The organism is Pseudoalteromonas sp. 0303, from assembly GCF_013349995.1.
In the GTDB taxonomy this organism is placed as follows: Bacteria; Pseudomonadota; Gammaproteobacteria; order Enterobacterales; family Alteromonadaceae; genus Pseudoalteromonas.
In genome coordinates, this window is the sequence record NZ_JABVXF010000018.1 from 51,583 (window position 1) to 67,015 (window position 15,433).

Consider the following 15,433-nt stretch of genomic DNA (forward strand, 5'->3'; position numbering starts at 1 on the left):
AAAGCTTCCCGAAGGAAGCTTGTTTATTTACACAATATCGCGCTTTGCCAATTCAGAACAAACATGCGTTCTTACCTTGGGGCTCAATATTTTGTGGCAACGTTCAACAATGTATAACTGCACCATTTGAAAGGCATAACCGCCATTACTTTCATCAAGACAATCCCATAAGGATTCGTTATCTTGGCAAGCCAAGACAACTTTGACATCGATGTTCATGTAACGAGCTAAGGCTTTAACTTCAGTTTCTTTTAGCGTACCTATATACCCTAAAAGATCCCCCAGGACTTCCGTTTCATCCCATACTGAAACATCGTCAATCCGAGAATGTGAACAACCATGTATTGCATGGCTAACCACATCATCCAGTATCTGACTTTGCATTTCAGTTAATAGTCGGCCTTTACCTATATGTTTTCGCAGTTGCGTAGCATCACAAGTAAATTCCGTTTTGGGCGACCGGTGTTTTGCCTCATGAACCAATGCTGTTTCAGAACATCCAAGAAAATGAACATTCGCAGGCTTCACCGTCGAAATGAAATCAAACACTTCAGAACGGCTTAGCGCTTCAGCGTTGGAAGGAAGGCCAACAACAAAATCCATATTCAGCATTGCTTTACACCGCGCATAATGTTCAGCGATAGACAAACGACCTTTTTGCATTGGAACCATCACCTTCACATTACGGCGAGTAATAAGCTCTATTTCGCGCTTATAGTCAGCCAATAAACGAAAGCTTTCATCTTGATCACCAACCACATCAGGAGCAACAACAATCAAGCCGGAAGGGTTAGCGCATTTTTCGATAATGTCATGGTATCTCTCAAACACTTCGTCAAAATCAATTGGCTTTGTATCTGGCTTTCGCAGACCGGCCATGAATGTCCGGAATGCCCCGCTATCAACAAATACTTCCCCCCCTTGAGAAACATATTCAGCAACTAGAGAACGAACCGGTGCAGACGCATCCATCACGCATATACCAATTGCCGAGCCAGCTTGAATGTATCCCAAAATATCAGATTTAGAACTTGCACCAGACCTATACGTAGTGATTTTTGCACCTGGCATAAAGTCATGAACAAGATCGTGTTGTTGCTTTGTGTATTGTTTATCACGCAGAACCTTTTCCCAGGGATAGACCTTAAATTCAGGAATAGCCCTAACAGGAGTTGGAACAGCACTATCAAACATTTCTATTTGCATATGTTTCCTCTTTACGTGTTGAAGGCAGCTCGAAAGCGCCTGTTTTCTTTGTGGCCGATGGCCTACTAGAACAGTATCAGCGTAGCAAAATTATCCCGCTGCAGCATAGTCGTTTTTGACTATATAGGTTGTGGCCATCATAGATATTCTTATCTATGCTCGATAAAAAAGGTCCCGAAGGACCTTTATCTTATTGAACGGTTATCCCCTTTTGTTTTAGTAACGTCCGGAAATAAAACCGCTGATTGTCTTTACACTCTGCAAGCACCGCGACCGTGTTTTGAACAGACCAGGGAACGTTAATATCGTCCAACCGGTTAGCCCAAAACCCGAAATCACTTTTCACTTTTTCGTGGTAGACACAAAAACAATGCGTATAAAACCCAAGTAAATTATCAAACTGCTGGCTGTTAATTAGCATTACTCGCCCCTTCAGTTTTGATAAATTCCTGCACCAAAGAAGGAATGTTAATAAGTTCCTTATTGATAGTACGAGCCTTGTTTTGACGATGTTCACATAGGTCTACTACATACCCTGCAAACGCCTCAAGCTTACTTTGAGTGGCAGCTATAAGATTTTTGGGTTCACCAAACATATCGAAGTAGGTACGAAGAACAGGAACATGCTCAGCATGCACTTCTTTCGACCAATCTACCGAGTAGTGAAATTCCCAACCAAGATCCGCAATACCCGTTTCAGTGTATTCGGCAGTTCCATTGTCAATGCTACCATGACACTCCCCCAATAACGCTTGGTCATTGGCAAGCTCTTCTGTGTCAGCCCAAACTAACTTGGTAACACTCTTTTCATATTCACCAGCACGAATTGTAAGTTTAACTACATATGCTTTAGACATATTACTTTCCTCTTTACGTCTTGAAGGCAGCTCGAAAGCGCCTGTTTTTGTTGTGGCCGGAGGCCGATATAGAAACTCCAATATACCATGTAACAGGAATAAAAAAAGCTTCCCGAAGGAAGCTTGTTGCTTTAAGTAAAAACCTGTAAATCTTTGTGTAGAAAAATAATTTTAGCTAATTACACACCTTGCTAACCTGAAGATTAGAAAATTAATTGATGAATAAGTAATAAAATCCAGCTGCTCCTACAGCAAACAAGAAACCTCTGCCAACCCAAACGAGCAAAACCACTAAACTAAACCCCAGCGTTTTAGCATCATTCTGTACTTCTTCAGGCATCGCACTAAAAGCATATAAAAAGAATGGAGGTAGAAACAATATAAATGAAATAGTTGCAACGTTTTTTCGGTATTCAGTTTGGTTATCAAAAAACTGGCTAAGAAATTCCCATCCAAAAACTTCAAACAAATAAGCAGGAAGCCAGAAAACAATTGCCATCAATAAAACAAATAGAACCATTCTTCCTATGAATATTAAAACGTTATTCGTTTCCTCACCTTTAAAATTATTAACCATAATTTTCTCTATAATTCTAGTTTTCGAATATTTAAATGTGAGCCAAAAGGCACTCACATTCTGGATATTTTATTGCCAACTCCTTTATCCTATCCATCGCCATATCTACCAAAAAGGTGTTATTAATATCTTCAGGTAAATTGTGAAGTGCTTCTGCAATTTCCTTTGCCATTTGCTGACCGTCATTATTACGGCCAGCCAAAGCACTCCTTATAAGGCAAAAACCCTGATTAGATAGTGCTATCACTTGCATTCTTTTACACCTATTCCAACTTAAAATAAGATGATTTTGGCGCGCCTGCGAAGACAAAATTTAGCGCCAAAACCAAATATAATTAAATCACTTTGTTTATTGTGAATTGATAATTTAAGAACAAGTTAAGTTATTTAACTTCCATGTGGGTTCACTATCTCCTGCAAATTCCATCGTGATATATTCCATTTCACAAACAAGATTCACCACCCTAGCTTTCACAATTGCTTTATCATCTGATGGATAGTTAATTGACTGAACTCGCGTATAAAATTGACCTAATAAAGCTCTGCTTAATTTTCCCAAATCAGAGCCTTGAGCCTTAAGGTCAACTTCAAATTGAGAAACTGGAATTTCTACCCCAATTACCTGTTCTATAAACTTGCTCTGCTCTTTATTAGTTTCTTCTGAGGGCATAACAAATGCCATTTCCCTCAATGTTTTTGATGTTTTACTAGCCAGTTCCCGATCAAAAGTTTCCTCTTTAGTGCAACCAGCTATAGCTAATGCTATCAAAGTAGTAAAAACTAATTTTTTCATTGGTTTGTGTTCCTAACGCGCTACGCTTATTTGCTGCCGCTGATTTTCAAACAAGTTTTCAATAAACGGCCAGCCGACATTTCAGGTTCGTATAATCGTTTGATTTCATCATCTGTTGCTTTACGAATTTCCAGTATGTGTGGAAAAGAAGAAAAACGTTCTATAATCAGTTCATCATCACCTTTTGGATCTAAAATTACTTGTTCTGAACCTTCTGTTTTTATGTAAATTGCCATAATTTATTTTTCCAAGCATTAACAATTTATAGTAACTGCTCGGTAGAAGACAGGTGTTCCCCTTAACATTTTCAATGTTTTTCTCATCAATATACTAGTAATTTCAACATCAAAATGCCCAGAGTACGTCTTACCAAACCTACGACCTTTTACTGGTATTTCTTTAACTAGAAAAAGCAACTTATGATCATGACTTAATCCTGTGCATTCCATTTTTCGCTCCTACGTTCCAATATCTTTATTTTTAAGTGAAATTGCTTTACCTAACTAAGATTTCTTAGTTGGCTGCGGTTGATATCTGTTAATTCGTTTAACCCTAATTAATAACTCAATGTATATACTGACGAAAAGTGAGACTAAACCCAAAACAATTACTGCTATAGAAAACCAAACTAGGGCCGTATTTTCGATTAACAAAGAGACTAATAAAATAAGAACAGCAATACTTAGAAATAGCCACTGGCTTCTTACATATCCCTTTGAATTTTTTGCGCCATTTTTCATCTTAACTCCCACCATTAATTTTCAACTTTTGATGAAATAAACAATGAAACAGCTGACGCAATCAAACCAAAAATTAAAAACATTAAATATTTTGACTCTTCCATTTCTTGGCTTCCAAGACTTAGAAAAAGGCCTAGACCACTAATAACAGTAAGCAAGCCGCTACTAATAAACATTGCGATTAGGCCAGCTTTTTGAATTTTATTAAATTTCATTTTACAAACTTCCTAATAACCTTTTACCGCTGATAAATCGCAGCTAACTCAGCCTCTTACATTTAAGGTTGCTTAGTTCCGGCAATTTCTAACGCTGCTTTATCGAACGTGTATATAGTCGATACTTTATCTTTATATAACTGACCATGCCTTTTAGCTTTGTTAACTATTAACGCATCCGGAAAGTCTGCTTGCTTAATCTTGCCACCTGATTTTATAGGTTTAGCATTGGTAAAATCTTTTAAAGCACCCCATACCGCCTGACCATCTTCAAACGTCAAATTTGGCTCAGCAAAAAGCGCATGAACCACATCAATAATTTGTTCTTTGCTCAGGGTGTAACGCTTACCTTTTAGTGTCCAGATCGTTTCTGTTAATACAACGTCAGTTACCAGAACAGGTTGATTGCCTAAAATCAATTTAGCCGCTTTATTGGCTTGCTTTTCATCGTCTTGCAACAAGTAGCGAAGCAATACATTTGTGTCTATCGCTATCATTTATCTAGCATACTCTCTAATGATTCTTGTTCGCTTACATCAGTATTAGCCGTTATTCCTTTAAGTAAGCCTTTTGCTGCGCCTGATTGTTTCTTAACAATTGAAATTACACCTTGTCTATCAACAAAGCTTTCAACATCATCACCCGCACTAATATGCGCTATTACACATTGGTCGATAGGCAGTGTGATTTGTCTTTTTGCACTTACTTTAGCCATAGAATCCTCTTTACTTTTTTATCTCAAGTAAAGATTAACACGTCTTTACCATATTTCAACAGGTAAAGATTAAATGTTTTATATTTATTTTTTATATCCAAGGTGAGGAACGGATTTACATAGATTATTCAATGCATTAGATAGTAGGCTGGCTGTACTTCTACGCCCTGAATAGCCGGATCGCTAGAGCCTTGCTAAATCCACAACTCTTAAACAGTTATCTGGTTATATTGGAAAAGTGATGAAGTGATTATGCAAAAAAAGCCTCATAATCTGAGGCTTTTTATTATCACTTTTTAACGAAATAAAAATCTCTACAAGCTATCATTTCATGAATAACCACTACATTACCGTTCAGGTCTGTATAGTCAAATTGCATTTCATGGCAGTCGTAATTAATATTCTTTTTCAACGAATTACTGACAATTAAATCATTAAACTCTTCTTCACTAGCTGTTCTAAAAAACTTTAGATTTACACTCATAATATTCCCTCTTTACGTGTTGAAGGCAGCCCGAAAGCGCCTGTTTTGTTTAAGCTAATTAAATCTAAACTTAGAACAAATAACAGCATTAATCAACACGCAAGACAATGTAGTAATTACCAGGTAGCAGGTATAAAAAAAGCTTCCCGAAGGAAGCTTGTTTATTACTATGCGGTTTCTCCTAACAAATCAAATTGCTCTACCGGCATGGCCGTAGGCTTTTCCTTTTCGTCCGGAACAAGCAAATCAGCACATTCTTTTATCGCGTAATGCAATTTAAGTTTTTGCTCCCACGCTCCCATGTAATACGCAGGCGTTCTGAACACCTTAGTAATATTCATCGTGAGTGTGTTACCGATACATATTTCAGCTGGAATATGCAAAAGCGTAAACTGAACATAAGCCATCATTGCAGCTACGGGATCAAGGTCAATCGCCTGCACCCAAAGGCGCTGTTGATAGTTAATCCCTCTTTCACGTAACGCTTGCGCGTATGCTATCACCATACCACCTGATCCCACGGCAGGCTCATGAAGCGTTATGACTGGTTTGTCTTCTATATCCGACACATTTAACTGTGCCATCAACAGGGACAACTCATAAGGGGTGAAAAACTGGCCGATCTGCGAACTGCCAAGTTCCAACTCCATAAACAATGAGCCAAGAAAGTCACAGGGCCTTTCTTCCAACCCCATGACGACATAACCCATCAGTTGCGCCATACGCTTCATATCTTCTTTATCGTACCGCTTAGCAATGCGTAAATAGTCTTCTTCAACCTCTTGGCTGTAAGCAACGGCATTGTGTAGCGCATACGCCTGACAAGTGATCACATCCCTAAATACTTCGTAGCGATGGTGATAACGTGCGGTTTCTTTGAATAGCTTGATAAAGGCCTGTTTATTTGCAGACATATTTTTCCTCTTTACGTATTGAAGGCAGCTCGAAAGCGCCCATTAAAATTAGGCATGCCTAATTTGGCATACCTGGTAAACGGGTTATATAGGTTGATATTCGTCTTTTAATGGACTCTGAGGCTCTTCGTAATCCTCACTCATAGTATGCAAGTACGTACCATTAAGATTTACACAGCAGACTTTAGTACCGTTTTCAAGTTGGTACACTGGTCTACCCCAATAGTCCTCATAAAGAAATGTCGCTGTTTGCCCGTTCTTTAACGTTAAATTATTCATGATAGTTCCTCTTTACGTGTTGAAGGCAGCTCGAAAGCGCCTGTTTTGTTTGTGGCCTATGGCCGATATAGAAACTCCAATATATCATGTACCAGGTATAAAAAAAGCCTCTAACGAGGCTTTGGCGGGAACATACTACTCAAACATAGTAATTAATAAGGTGTTCACTGACATACCCCACAGCCACCCCCGCAGCTGCAAAATAAAACACTTTAACTCTGAGCTTAACTTTAGGTCGCTCATCGACATAAACACCAACACACCCAAACATCATGCCAACGGATAAAGCCCCTGCACCAACAATGAAACAAATGATACGGTAATCTTCGATTAAGGTGAATTTAGTGCCTTCCGGCGCAAAAAGGAAAAGTGAAACTAAACAGGAACCAATAACAATGAAAATCAGTGACAGACTGAAATAGCCATTATCAAAAATTTCCGTCAACTTTCTCATCGATATATACATAGCTCCCCCTAATACATATTCCAGAACAGATCACCGGAACGCATTTTATCTGAGGCCTTCGGAGTGAATTCATCAGCAAGCACAGATACCATATCTTCATCCACATATAACGCTTTCAGATCATTGTGAACCATCACTTCAGCGAATGTTTTAAAGTCTGGATGTAAACCGGCACGTTCCCCCCAGGACACGACTGAACGACTGAAATACACCCATAAAATACTTCTATAGGCCTGCCCTTTCTCAAGGGCTGTATTAGCCTCAAATAATCGTGTATACGCCTCCTGCTTTGCTTTTGTTCTAGCCTTGTAGGAAGTCAGTATTGGGCCATGTTTTTTCTTCGCAAGAATGAGCCCACTGCAAATTTCGCCATGATCACTTAAAGGACCATAAAACTCACTACCACATTCATTGCACAACTCACCGGTCATTGTGTTTTACCGAAGCGATTTAACATAGCCTGACGATATCAAACTTAGCTCTAGTGACAGGGGATAAAACTACCCTCAATGAAAAGGGGTTTTTCAAAAAACAAAAAAGCTTCCCGTAGGAAGCTTTTATTCAGCCATGATGTACCCGCTCAGAGCGTTCAGCCAACCCCCACTTACCGCATCGAATACACTCTCCTGATGCATAGTTACAATCATTTTGAAAACCAAGCAAGGGCTCGAAGTCGTGTTCACCTCGATTACACTTCTTTTCACCGACACGTTTCTTATGCCAATTAATTAGCCTAAATACGATCAACGCAACAGAACAAAACACCATCACACCAATTGCAACCAAAAGAAGCTCAGGAACCATTTCTAAATACTCAAAAGTAACATCTAACATACATTTTCCTCTTTACGTTTAGGGGGCAGCTATAAGCGCCCAGTTTTATTTATCTATGGCCGAATACTCAACCAACTGCCCTTACTATATTATCACAAAACTTTTCACTCGATCTGGCATAGACATATTTTTCTATGCTTATTTATTTAAGATGCAATGTCACAGTTATTTATATTTTGTGATCTCCCCCTCTTCCCCTTATATTTGCTGGCTTTCAGGTATTTTTATTAGTTCCAGAACACATTTTTACCAACTCACGATGTCACATTAAGCTTGTTAACCTAGTTTTACGGACAGATAATGGTTTTATTGCCCATTTTGCCAGGTTTATAAACAATGCACTCAAAACACCTTGTTAGCGCATCCCCTAGCCTTCAAATTGCCGCTGACGGCCCCATTGTGGACATCAATTGGCATTACCTAATGAAAACCCGCGCTGAAGTGATCCAAGCGAACGATTCAATGCCTGCTTATTTGCTGATGCCTGAAATCACCGGCTTGATTGATAGTGAACTTAACGCGAATCGGCGCATGGCCTTTGAAATGATGTGGATGTTAGGGTGTCGGGTCAGTGAACTCTTATTACTCACCCCCAGGCATTTTGTGTTTAACGGACAGAGTAGCTATGTGAATATGCCAACGCTCAAACGCAGAACACCGGACCAAACCAAAAGGCGACGAAAGCGCCTAAACGATTTGGATACGCTGGGTAATTTGCCACTACGCCAGATCCCCATCACTGACGTTCAATTTGTGGCACGGCTTCAGTCCTACATGGTGACAGAACGTTTACCGGATAACCGGCGATTTTTTGGGATCACTAGACGGACAATCAATCGCTGGGTCGATGAAGCGGTATCGAACTACGAAGCGCAATATGGACCTTTTCAAGTTCACCTAAGCCCTCACGTTTTCAGGCACAGTTACGCTGTGAATGCCGTACTGCACTTCACACCGCTCAAAATATTGCAGGGATGGTTAGGCCATGCTTCACAGGCCAACACAGAAATATACACGAAGGTACTGTTTTCTGATTCGTTCGAGTTCGCCAAACGCATTGCATGGAGGCCAGTAATACAAGCGATAGATAAAACCCGTATAAAGCAACCAGAGCTTTTCTACACTGATATTTCAGACAGTTGATATCATCGAAATACATTGAATTAAAGAGTCTTAACATGAACATCGATCCTAAATCTAACATATGCGGCCATCCGGCTACCATCACTAGAGATGCGCTGCGTAGAATGGCACAAGTCACTGTCACACCCGCACAATTTAAAAAAATGCTCCAATACAATAAAAGATTAAGAATGGCGATATCGAAGCCTGAATTATTTTTATCAGAGTTGGCTAAAGCCGGATATCTTGAAGCTAACCAGGAAAAAAACGGGGAAGTATGTTACGAACTCAATACCAACGGCTATCAACTTGCCAATGCTTCAGCGCTGAAGCGCTTTACCCGCAAGCAGGCAAACAAAGAATTCAACTCATTAATAGAACGTGCATTGAGTATTGAAGAAAGTGGATATTATTTAGACCGAGTTTCAAGAATAACCGTCTTTGGCAGCTTCATTACAGACAGTGAAACCGTGGGCGATATTGACATTTGCGTCGAATTTGAAAGAAAGACTGAACTTCTAAATGGCGAAAATTACCATCAAGTCCAAAAGGCTCTAGTAGAAATAGACGAAAAACTTGGGCAAGGCTTTAGGCCCCAAACATTTTCTGAAACCATTTCCTACTCTGTAACCAAAGCGAAAAAATTTTTAAAAAACAGACGCCCGATTCTCAGTTTTCACTATATAGGCGAAATTGAAGAATCAGACTATCCGCGCAAAGTATTGTATGAAAAGCAGGATGACACAATTACTTATTACGACCCTCTTACCGGCAAAAAGGTACTTGAAAAAAAGGGTATTTAGTTACCCTTTTCCCAACCGTTTAACAACTTCTCTATTGGCGCATCAAACCAGTCATCGTTTTTCAATCCCGCTACACATTCCATAACGAAATATACAAACAGATTCGGCTGGTATAGCCATTCTCTTAGTACGGGGGGGAGCGTACCGCCCTCAACAACACTTTCTCCCAGCTTGTTATGTAGATAGCCACAGGCCTCGAAGGACTTAGCAACAGAGTCAGATTCTGCAAATTTCTTCTTATGCTGATTAAAAAAGCTATAGCCCCTGCAAACACTGTAGTTTTGAACAATCAACAAGCATAAATCTGTATACCTTTCTATCAACTCAATTTCACTTTCACTTGCGTACTCGTAGCTTGAAATAATCCGTTTAAGTTCCCCATTTATCTCTACTAAATAGTTAAACAAACTAGCCAACATCGCATACGTTACAAGCAACCGAAAAAGATAAGGTTTTTCTTTTGCTCTTTGACGCAAGATCTGCAAAGCCACCGTGTTCACCGCTTCCCTATGACTATTTGAATAATCAAACTTCCAATGCCATTTATCTTGTTCAACATCCACAATAGAACCAAAAGCAGTATCCATATTATCAAACCACTCAGCACGACCTTCATTATAGAAAGGCCTCCCGCTTCCCCTGGCTTGTCTGCGAGTAGTGCTCATCACCAAAAGCGCCAACTGACTATTACTTAACTTGTGTAACGGATTATTAGGCCAAGAATCGGTCCCAATTTTCATAGCAATGACATTTTCAACAAATTCGCCACCTTCGGTATTGTGAAATGCAAATGCTTTCATGCAAGCATCGCACGAACAATTAAGCCAATTTTCTTTTAGATTTAAACCTTTAAAGCTTTCTTTATGCTTACATGATGAACACCTGATATTCTCTATTCTAATTCGTTCTGATATTGGTGATTTAGGCTTTACCATTTTTACCAAGTAACCAACTTCGCTAATCATTTTTGAACCACAGTTAACACAAAACCGCCCTGGAACAACAACATCGGGGTACAAGCTTTTTATATGCTTATTGGGCAATTCCACTTTAAACTCTTCACTTAAAGCTCTTTTTGACTTAGCGCCTTGCCAGGACTTCACCAAAAAATCGGTTAACTCTAAATTAGTCAAACCGCTTATGCTTTCATCAACATTGATAAACTCAAATTCCATAACAACTCACCCCTTCATCCAAAAAAAATGGTGACGGTCTAAACCCAATTTTTTCACCCAATCTTAAACAAGCATATATACATTCAAGTTCATATTCAGAACCCTCCCCTTCGCTAAGCTTCGTTATAAACGCCGCCCAAAGTTCATCCATTCTTTGTTGAAGCATATAAACAAGCTCCATTAATTCATCAATATCCATTTCTTTGTGGATCATAATATTCCTCATTAACTGCTAGTAAGTGCTAGTAAGTAGAAGTAGCTAGTAGTAACTTTTCTCAGCCCTTAAACGAGAAAAAGACACTCAACGGTGTCTTTTAATTTACAGGGATAAAGTAATTTTTTATTTATCAAGGAAGTAGAACTCCCCTCTTATTTTCTTGAAACCCAATGATTCGTAGTAGGCTCCGAGGCTATTTCTAGCTTCTTCGTCATCTTTTTCAAAATGGTTAAACCCCATATTATTGTTCCATTGCACATCATCTTCAGAATCTGATGCCTCTAATTGCAATGGGAAAGACTGTAACAAAAAGAGATCTGTAGAATTGCAAAATCGATTTTTAATATCGTCTACCATTCTTCGGCCAAGCCCATAACCTCGATACTTAGCAACCACCTCAAGCCTAGATAATATTAATAAACTGGGGGGCGACAACAACTCTAAATTTTCTGTCTCAATTTCAAAATCCCCCCACTCATTTATAAATTGCATAAATCTGGCTGTTTCTGAATGAAGATCCAAAACGTCTTCCAAAGAAAAGTCTTGGTCCAAAAAGGCGACAGTATCAATTTGGTAAAACTTTACCTTGCCAATAACCTCACCTTCTTCATCTTCAATTTCCCCCTTAATAACAGATAATGCATCATCTTCAACCAACTCACCTTCAGGAGCTAAAACCCCTTTAATCTTATAACTCACATCGAAAGAAAGATTTGCCTTATCAATCATTATTATCGCCACCATCAATTAAAGAAACGTTATAGACACCGGCATCATTCATGCGCTCATGAAATACCTTGCCCAACCCTCCACTTACATGATGATTTCCCATTGATTCCATGAGCCAATCTTTAAATCGAGATAATGGTTCTGAATCTTCCGAGCCGTAAAACACAACATTTGTGGAGTGTACCGGCGCACCGACAACGAACTTCTTCTGTGCATGCTTTAAAATACCATCAGAAATATCACGTCCAATTTCCAAAGCAAAACACACAGAATATCGGTTTCCTCTGTGCTTTTCCTTTATTAATACACTTTTTATATCAACCACATAGCCCTGTTCGTGCCCTGAATCGGCAACGCAGACGAAGCAGAGCCCAATTAACTCATTTAAAATCCAAAGCTCATAGCAATCAGTATATTCAAAACTTACACTGCCATTCTCGGTATGCTGATCATGGAAACTCTGAAGCACTTTTTTAGATAAAAATGATTTGGTGATAGCAAATCGCTTACTATCACAAAGCTCACCAACATTTTCACTTTCCCCCCAAACTGCTACTAACTGGGAAGGTGCAACGTTTTTAATAGAGGGAACAGGCTTGCTAAGCATCCAATTTTCAATTTCGATACGACTAAAGCGCAATTCACCATCAACTTTTTCATGTGGCAACACCCCTTTAGAAACAAGCTTTTTAATATAACTTTCTGCCATATCCATAAAAGTAGCGCATTCAGTTACTGTGAATTTGGATTTTTCATTTAGCATATATTTTTCAACAGCCTGCGATAAAACTTCACTATTGTTATTCATTACATAACCTTACGTTCTTATATTATTAAACAACAATACCATCCATAAAATTTTTAACGCCAAAAAAGCTAGGGGATCTTTTAGGGGGTTTTTCTATTCCTCAATTTTTATCGCTATATTTTGTGGCTACCATAGATATTTTTAACTATGCTCGATACAAAACAGCCCCAAAATGGTCTTCAAAATTAGGCATGCCTAATTCTATAAACCTCTATTTTCTGACCACTTCACCAATTCATTCACTGCAAATTGTTTGTCAATATTCACGTCGATAAAGCTATCACCATCGATTTCCCCTAAATCAACTAGCGCCCACAGCAATTCAACAAAAGAATTTACTTTTTTGTTTTGATATCGCTTTGCTCTAGCCACCACTCGCTTTGCTTGGTGTCTCGCAATTTTTTGTTCTTTCGATGAGAATTTCATAATCACTTACCACCTCATTACGTTTCAAAATAGAAGCGATCAATATCTGGATATAACTGAAAGCAAAAAGCTTCATCTTGTCCCAGTGTAAGAACGTATAACGTACTCCCATCCACGGTTTTTTCTTCGCATTGACCACCACGGCCTACTACGTATTCCCTTGCTACCGATAAACCTTCATTAAAGGTCAGACGCTCTCCTTGAACGTTAGTAAGATACTGATCTAAAGACATTGGCATTCTCTAAAAGCAATGGTCGCTCAACAACGGGGATTTTTCCCTACGGGAAACCAGGGGATAAAGGGTGCATTCCCTGATGGACAAACAGCGTTCCGCCGTATTGACCACAGGCACTACACACCTTTTCCCACCTTAATCGCACGTTGTCACTCCCTAAGCTAATAACAAATTATTTATAAATAGGTTTTGTGATATGAACTCTAACCACGTCCGGAGAAGCCATGAACGCTTGTGGTAAATCACTAGGCTGCTGAGCAACAACCAGAACCTTCATATCATGCGACTTGGTTACGTTTATGAAGTTATTCCAGTCTGATTCTGCACAAAGTAATTGAGCCTCATCAATTACAAGCTCCCCTTTGGTCGCGATAGGAATTGCATTTGAAGTAATTGGCTTATCGTGAAGCATCGCTTTTCGGATAGCAGTTTCTTCCAGTAAAGAGTCAGGACAGATTTTATTTGCCAGAACGGATTTACCTACCCCACTGTCACCGGTTAGCGCTACAACCTTGCCATCTTTAAAAGCACGGTCGATAGCATGCTGTATCAGATGAAGGTCATAAGCCTCAATGCTTGACCAGTTAGCCGGTAAAGGGGCGTTTTTATTGCTGCTAGAGCCTTGATAACTTTGCATATGGATATCCTCTTTTCGATTAGGCATGCCTAATTTTTAAATTCAAGAGAAACCATATCAAAGTGAGTATCTTTAGGACGGTAAAAACAAGGGTAGGTTTTAGGGGGTTTTATTTCGCTCTTTGGTAATCCTCGCCTTGATCACCTTAACTATCCTTTTGGCCTCTTCAAGTTCCTCTTGGTATATAGATACATCAGCATCATCAATACCTTTAGATAGTTTATCTTCATACCATTTAACCGATTCCTGCTCACTCTGTAACGCATGTTTAAGCGCGGCCAGTTTGATTGTGTAAATGCCATAAGGCAAGCGCTCTCCCACCTTGAAACTTTGACGATATTGCTGAGAAATTGAGGATAACCAACCAAAATCACCGTTTTTCTTAGAACGCTTCCCCCAGGTTATATCCTTTACTTTCTCAGTAAGATTTACATACACATCATCGTTCCGGAAAGCCTGAGATAAAGCCCGACCATACCTTGTTTGGCTACCGCGCTTTTTTTGTATCGACCGAACAACCCATTCATTAACATCCAGTATTATTCGACCTTCCCACTCATGCCCCATTGCGCCGTACAACGCTGCGCCAACCTTAATTTTTGAAGCAGGGTAAATTTGTCTTTCCATACATATCACTCTAACAACAATTAAATTCGATTAACGAACATACACACCAAAGTATTTGAGCAATTCCGCCCCCCAAACACCAACCACAAAAATACTGATCACAAAAGACAACATAAACACCAGAACTGGTGCAAATACACCCCAAAAGAAATCATCTGCATTCTGCGGATTAAGCCCTTTACCAATATCTTTTAGCCAGTTAGGACCGTGGAATTTTCTTAAAAAAATGCATGTTAAGAATACTGGCACAATGAAGACAACCAATGCACTATGTACCATTTCAATAATATTCATAAATACTCTTACTTATTACCATTTACTAAGCCTGATCGAGCTTCTGCTTTTGAAGAAACCCACAGAGCGCATTCAAAGCATAAAATAGAAATTAAACCTCTTACCCAAATATTAATTGATTCAAATTCAAGCCAGAATATCAGAACCCATACACCAGAATTTACAGCAAGCATTAATACCTTTGTTACTTTTGAAAAATCATGCTTAGTTGCAGCAATCCGTATACAAGTTACAGATACACTAAGCACAAGCAGTAAACCTAACGCATAAACTAACATT

The 15,433-nt window shown here is 39.2% G+C and carries 27 protein-coding genes; 2 read left to right on the top strand and 25 right to left on the bottom strand.

Annotated elements, in window-relative coordinates; all coding sequences use genetic code 11:
• Window positions 1-27 precede the first annotated feature (27 nt).
• The 15 genes from HUS62_RS12870 to HUS62_RS12940 all read right to left on the bottom strand — a co-directional run bounded on the left by HUS62_RS12870 (window position 28) and on the right by HUS62_RS12940 (window position 8,080).
• Window positions 28-1,206: a hypothetical protein gene (locus HUS62_RS12870; protein ID WP_175079841.1), complete on the bottom strand. Its 1,179-nt coding sequence runs from the start codon at window positions 1,204-1,206 to the stop codon at window positions 28-30.
• A 190-nt stretch (window positions 1,207-1,396) separates the two neighbouring features.
• Window positions 1,397-1,627: a hypothetical protein gene (locus tag HUS62_RS12875; RefSeq protein WP_175079842.1), complete on the bottom strand. Its 231-nt coding sequence runs from the start codon at window positions 1,625-1,627 to the stop codon at window positions 1,397-1,399.
• Window positions 1,617-2,063, bottom strand: a complete 447-nt coding sequence (locus HUS62_RS12880) for a hypothetical protein (protein ID WP_175079843.1) — start codon at window positions 2,061-2,063, stop codon at window positions 1,617-1,619. The genes HUS62_RS12875 and HUS62_RS12880 overlap by 11 nt, the downstream gene beginning before the upstream one ends.
• A gap of 211 nt (window positions 2,064-2,274) precedes the next feature.
• Window positions 2,275-2,640 carry a hypothetical protein gene (locus HUS62_RS12885; RefSeq protein ID WP_175079844.1) on the bottom strand — a complete coding sequence of 122 codons (366 nt, stop codon included), beginning with the start codon at window positions 2,638-2,640 and terminating at the stop codon, window positions 2,275-2,277.
• A 31-nt stretch (window positions 2,641-2,671) separates the two neighbouring features.
• Window positions 2,672-2,842, bottom strand: a complete 171-nt coding sequence (locus HUS62_RS12890) for a hypothetical protein (protein WP_175079845.1) — start codon at window positions 2,840-2,842, stop codon at window positions 2,672-2,674.
• Between the two features lie 165 nt (window positions 2,843-3,007).
• Window positions 3,008-3,433, bottom strand: a complete 426-nt coding sequence (locus HUS62_RS12895; RefSeq protein WP_175079846.1) for a hypothetical protein — start codon at window positions 3,431-3,433, stop codon at window positions 3,008-3,010.
• A 26-nt stretch (window positions 3,434-3,459) separates the two neighbouring features.
• Window positions 3,460-3,669: a hypothetical protein gene (locus HUS62_RS12900; RefSeq protein WP_175079847.1), complete on the bottom strand. Its 210-nt coding sequence runs from the start codon at window positions 3,667-3,669 to the stop codon at window positions 3,460-3,462.
• A 518-nt stretch (window positions 3,670-4,187) separates the two neighbouring features.
• A complete protein-coding gene (locus HUS62_RS12905) occupies window positions 4,188-4,388 on the bottom strand; it encodes a hypothetical protein (protein ID WP_175079848.1) in 201 nt (66 codons plus the stop codon).
• A gap of 62 nt (window positions 4,389-4,450) precedes the next feature.
• Window positions 4,451-4,885 (bottom strand): PIN domain-containing protein, encoded by a 435-nt coding sequence (locus HUS62_RS12910; protein WP_175079849.1) that lies wholly within the window; start codon window positions 4,883-4,885, stop codon window positions 4,451-4,453.
• Window positions 4,882-5,103, bottom strand: a complete 222-nt coding sequence (locus tag HUS62_RS12915; RefSeq protein WP_175079850.1) for an AbrB family transcriptional regulator — start codon at window positions 5,101-5,103, stop codon at window positions 4,882-4,884. Before HUS62_RS12915 ends, HUS62_RS12910 begins: the two co-directional genes overlap by 4 nt.
• A 289-nt stretch (window positions 5,104-5,392) precedes the next feature.
• Window positions 5,393-5,587 (bottom strand): hypothetical protein, encoded by a 195-nt coding sequence (locus HUS62_RS12920; RefSeq protein ID WP_175079851.1) that lies wholly within the window; start codon window positions 5,585-5,587, stop codon window positions 5,393-5,395.
• Between the two features lie 167 nt (window positions 5,588-5,754).
• Window positions 5,755-6,501: an N-6 DNA methylase gene (locus HUS62_RS12925; protein WP_175079852.1), complete on the bottom strand. Its 747-nt coding sequence runs from the start codon at window positions 6,499-6,501 to the stop codon at window positions 5,755-5,757.
• A 418-nt stretch (window positions 6,502-6,919) separates the two neighbouring features.
• Complete coding sequence (locus HUS62_RS12930; RefSeq protein WP_175079853.1) at window positions 6,920-7,234, bottom strand: hypothetical protein; 315 nt, start codon at window positions 7,232-7,234, stop codon at window positions 6,920-6,922.
• A gap of 20 nt (window positions 7,235-7,254) precedes the next feature.
• Complete coding sequence (locus HUS62_RS12935; protein ID WP_175079854.1) at window positions 7,255-7,677, bottom strand: hypothetical protein; 423 nt, start codon at window positions 7,675-7,677, stop codon at window positions 7,255-7,257.
• A gap of 130 nt (window positions 7,678-7,807) precedes the next feature.
• Complete coding sequence (locus HUS62_RS12940) at window positions 7,808-8,080, bottom strand: hypothetical protein (RefSeq protein ID WP_175079855.1); 273 nt, start codon at window positions 8,078-8,080, stop codon at window positions 7,808-7,810.
• A gap of 336 nt (window positions 8,081-8,416) precedes the next feature.
• Between HUS62_RS12940 and HUS62_RS12945 the strand changes: the two genes are divergently transcribed.
• Together HUS62_RS12945 and HUS62_RS12950 are read left to right on the top strand one after the other, a co-directional pair.
• Window positions 8,417-9,223, top strand: coding sequence for a site-specific integrase (locus tag HUS62_RS12945; protein WP_175079856.1), 807 nt, complete (start codon window positions 8,417-8,419; stop codon window positions 9,221-9,223).
• Window positions 9,224-9,258: 35 nt separating this feature from the next.
• Window positions 9,259-10,005, top strand: a complete 747-nt coding sequence (locus HUS62_RS12950) for a hypothetical protein (RefSeq protein WP_175079857.1) — start codon at window positions 9,259-9,261, stop codon at window positions 10,003-10,005.
• Here the strand turns inward: HUS62_RS12950 and HUS62_RS12955 are convergent.
• The 10 genes from HUS62_RS12955 to HUS62_RS13000 all read right to left on the bottom strand — a co-directional run bounded on the left by HUS62_RS12955 (window position 10,002) and on the right by HUS62_RS13000 (window position 15,432).
• On the bottom strand, window positions 10,002-11,180 hold the full coding sequence (locus HUS62_RS12955) for a hypothetical protein (protein WP_175079858.1): 1,179 nt from the start codon (window positions 11,178-11,180) through the stop codon (window positions 10,002-10,004). The two genes, HUS62_RS12950 and HUS62_RS12955, sit on opposite strands and share 4 nt — an antisense overlap.
• Entirely contained in the window at window positions 11,170-11,394 is a 225-nt protein-coding gene (locus HUS62_RS12960) for a hypothetical protein (protein ID WP_175079859.1), read from the bottom strand. The genes HUS62_RS12955 and HUS62_RS12960 overlap by 11 nt, the downstream gene beginning before the upstream one ends.
• Before the next feature lie 126 nt (window positions 11,395-11,520).
• Window positions 11,521-12,126: a hypothetical protein gene (locus HUS62_RS12965; protein WP_175079860.1), complete on the bottom strand. Its 606-nt coding sequence runs from the start codon at window positions 12,124-12,126 to the stop codon at window positions 11,521-11,523.
• Complete coding sequence (locus HUS62_RS12970; protein WP_175079861.1) at window positions 12,119-12,934, bottom strand: helix-turn-helix domain-containing protein; 816 nt, start codon at window positions 12,932-12,934, stop codon at window positions 12,119-12,121. Before HUS62_RS12970 ends, HUS62_RS12965 begins: the two co-directional genes overlap by 8 nt.
• Window positions 12,935-13,135: 201 nt before the next feature.
• A complete protein-coding gene (locus tag HUS62_RS12975; RefSeq protein ID WP_175079862.1) occupies window positions 13,136-13,360 on the bottom strand; it encodes a hypothetical protein in 225 nt (74 codons plus the stop codon).
• Window positions 13,361-13,377: 17 nt separating this feature from the next.
• On the bottom strand, window positions 13,378-13,593 hold the full coding sequence (locus HUS62_RS12980; RefSeq protein WP_175079863.1) for a hypothetical protein: 216 nt from the start codon (window positions 13,591-13,593) through the stop codon (window positions 13,378-13,380).
• Window positions 13,594-13,768: 175 nt separating this feature from the next.
• Window positions 13,769-14,233 (bottom strand): hypothetical protein, encoded by a 465-nt coding sequence (locus HUS62_RS12985; protein WP_175079864.1) that lies wholly within the window; start codon window positions 14,231-14,233, stop codon window positions 13,769-13,771.
• Between the two features lie 99 nt (window positions 14,234-14,332).
• Window positions 14,333-14,860 (bottom strand): hypothetical protein, encoded by a 528-nt coding sequence (locus tag HUS62_RS12990; protein ID WP_175079865.1) that lies wholly within the window; start codon window positions 14,858-14,860, stop codon window positions 14,333-14,335.
• Between the two features lie 30 nt (window positions 14,861-14,890).
• The gene (locus HUS62_RS12995) at window positions 14,891-15,154 is read right to left on the bottom strand and encodes a hypothetical protein (protein ID WP_175079866.1); all 264 of its coding nucleotides are present in this window, start codon (window positions 15,152-15,154) and stop codon (window positions 14,891-14,893) included.
• An 8-nt stretch (window positions 15,155-15,162) separates the two neighbouring features.
• Complete coding sequence (locus HUS62_RS13000; RefSeq protein WP_175079867.1) at window positions 15,163-15,432, bottom strand: hypothetical protein; 270 nt, start codon at window positions 15,430-15,432, stop codon at window positions 15,163-15,165.
• Window position 15,433: the final 1 nt, after the last annotated feature.

Excerpts from the sequence above, each read along its gene's own strand:
- HUS62_RS12990 (WP_175079865.1), bottom strand. The coding sequence starts at position 14,860 with ATGGAAAGACAAATTTACCCTGCTTCAAAAATTAAGGTTGGCGCAGCG.
- HUS62_RS12900 (WP_175079847.1), bottom strand. The coding sequence starts at position 3,669 with ATGGCAATTTACATAAAAACAGAAGGTTCAGAACAAGTAATTTTAGAT.
- HUS62_RS12995 (WP_175079866.1), bottom strand. The coding sequence starts at position 15,154 with ATGAATATTATTGAAATGGTACATAGTGCATTGGTTGTCTTCATTGTG.
- HUS62_RS12975 (WP_175079862.1), bottom strand. The coding sequence starts at position 13,360 with ATGAAATTCTCATCGAAAGAACAAAAAATTGCGAGACACCAAGCAAAG.
- HUS62_RS12950 (WP_175079857.1), top strand. The coding sequence starts at position 9,259 with ATGAACATCGATCCTAAATCTAACATATGCGGCCATCCGGCTACCATC.
- HUS62_RS12895 (WP_175079846.1), bottom strand. The coding sequence starts at position 3,433 with ATGAAAAAATTAGTTTTTACTACTTTGATAGCATTAGCTATAGCTGGT.
- HUS62_RS12960 (WP_175079859.1), bottom strand. The coding sequence starts at position 11,394 with ATGATCCACAAAGAAATGGATATTGATGAATTAATGGAGCTTGTTTAT.
- HUS62_RS12925 (WP_175079852.1), bottom strand. The coding sequence starts at position 6,501 with ATGTCTGCAAATAAACAGGCCTTTATCAAGCTATTCAAAGAAACCGCA.
- HUS62_RS12970 (WP_175079861.1), bottom strand. The coding sequence starts at position 12,934 with ATGAATAACAATAGTGAAGTTTTATCGCAGGCTGTTGAAAAATATATG.
- HUS62_RS12945 (WP_175079856.1), top strand. The coding sequence starts at position 8,417 with ATGCACTCAAAACACCTTGTTAGCGCATCCCCTAGCCTTCAAATTGCC.
- HUS62_RS12870 (WP_175079841.1), bottom strand. The coding sequence starts at position 1,206 with ATGCAAATAGAAATGTTTGATAGTGCTGTTCCAACTCCTGTTAGGGCT.
- HUS62_RS12920 (WP_175079851.1), bottom strand. The coding sequence starts at position 5,587 with ATGAGTGTAAATCTAAAGTTTTTTAGAACAGCTAGTGAAGAAGAGTTT.
- HUS62_RS12940 (WP_175079855.1), bottom strand. The coding sequence starts at position 8,080 with ATGTTAGATGTTACTTTTGAGTATTTAGAAATGGTTCCTGAGCTTCTT.
- HUS62_RS12875 (WP_175079842.1), bottom strand. The coding sequence starts at position 1,627 with ATGCTAATTAACAGCCAGCAGTTTGATAATTTACTTGGGTTTTATACG.
- HUS62_RS12915 (WP_175079850.1), bottom strand. The coding sequence starts at position 5,103 with ATGGCTAAAGTAAGTGCAAAAAGACAAATCACACTGCCTATCGACCAA.
- HUS62_RS12910 (WP_175079849.1), bottom strand. The coding sequence starts at position 4,885 with ATGATAGCGATAGACACAAATGTATTGCTTCGCTACTTGTTGCAAGAC.
- HUS62_RS13000 (WP_175079867.1), bottom strand. The coding sequence starts at position 15,432 with ATGTTAGTTTATGCGTTAGGTTTACTGCTTGTGCTTAGTGTATCTGTA.
- HUS62_RS12965 (WP_175079860.1), bottom strand. The coding sequence starts at position 12,126 with ATGATTGATAAGGCAAATCTTTCTTTCGATGTGAGTTATAAGATTAAA.
- HUS62_RS12935 (WP_175079854.1), bottom strand. The coding sequence starts at position 7,677 with ATGACCGGTGAGTTGTGCAATGAATGTGGTAGTGAGTTTTATGGTCCT.
- HUS62_RS12930 (WP_175079853.1), bottom strand. The coding sequence starts at position 7,234 with ATGAGAAAGTTGACGGAAATTTTTGATAATGGCTATTTCAGTCTGTCA.
- HUS62_RS12980 (WP_175079863.1), bottom strand. The coding sequence starts at position 13,593 with ATGTCTTTAGATCAGTATCTTACTAACGTTCAAGGAGAGCGTCTGACC.
- HUS62_RS12905 (WP_175079848.1), bottom strand. The coding sequence starts at position 4,388 with ATGAAATTTAATAAAATTCAAAAAGCTGGCCTAATCGCAATGTTTATT.
- HUS62_RS12985 (WP_175079864.1), bottom strand. The coding sequence starts at position 14,233 with ATGCAAAGTTATCAAGGCTCTAGCAGCAATAAAAACGCCCCTTTACCG.
- HUS62_RS12955 (WP_175079858.1), bottom strand. The coding sequence starts at position 11,180 with ATGGAATTTGAGTTTATCAATGTTGATGAAAGCATAAGCGGTTTGACT.
- HUS62_RS12885 (WP_175079844.1), bottom strand. The coding sequence starts at position 2,640 with ATGGTTAATAATTTTAAAGGTGAGGAAACGAATAACGTTTTAATATTC.
- HUS62_RS12880 (WP_175079843.1), bottom strand. The coding sequence starts at position 2,063 with ATGTCTAAAGCATATGTAGTTAAACTTACAATTCGTGCTGGTGAATAT.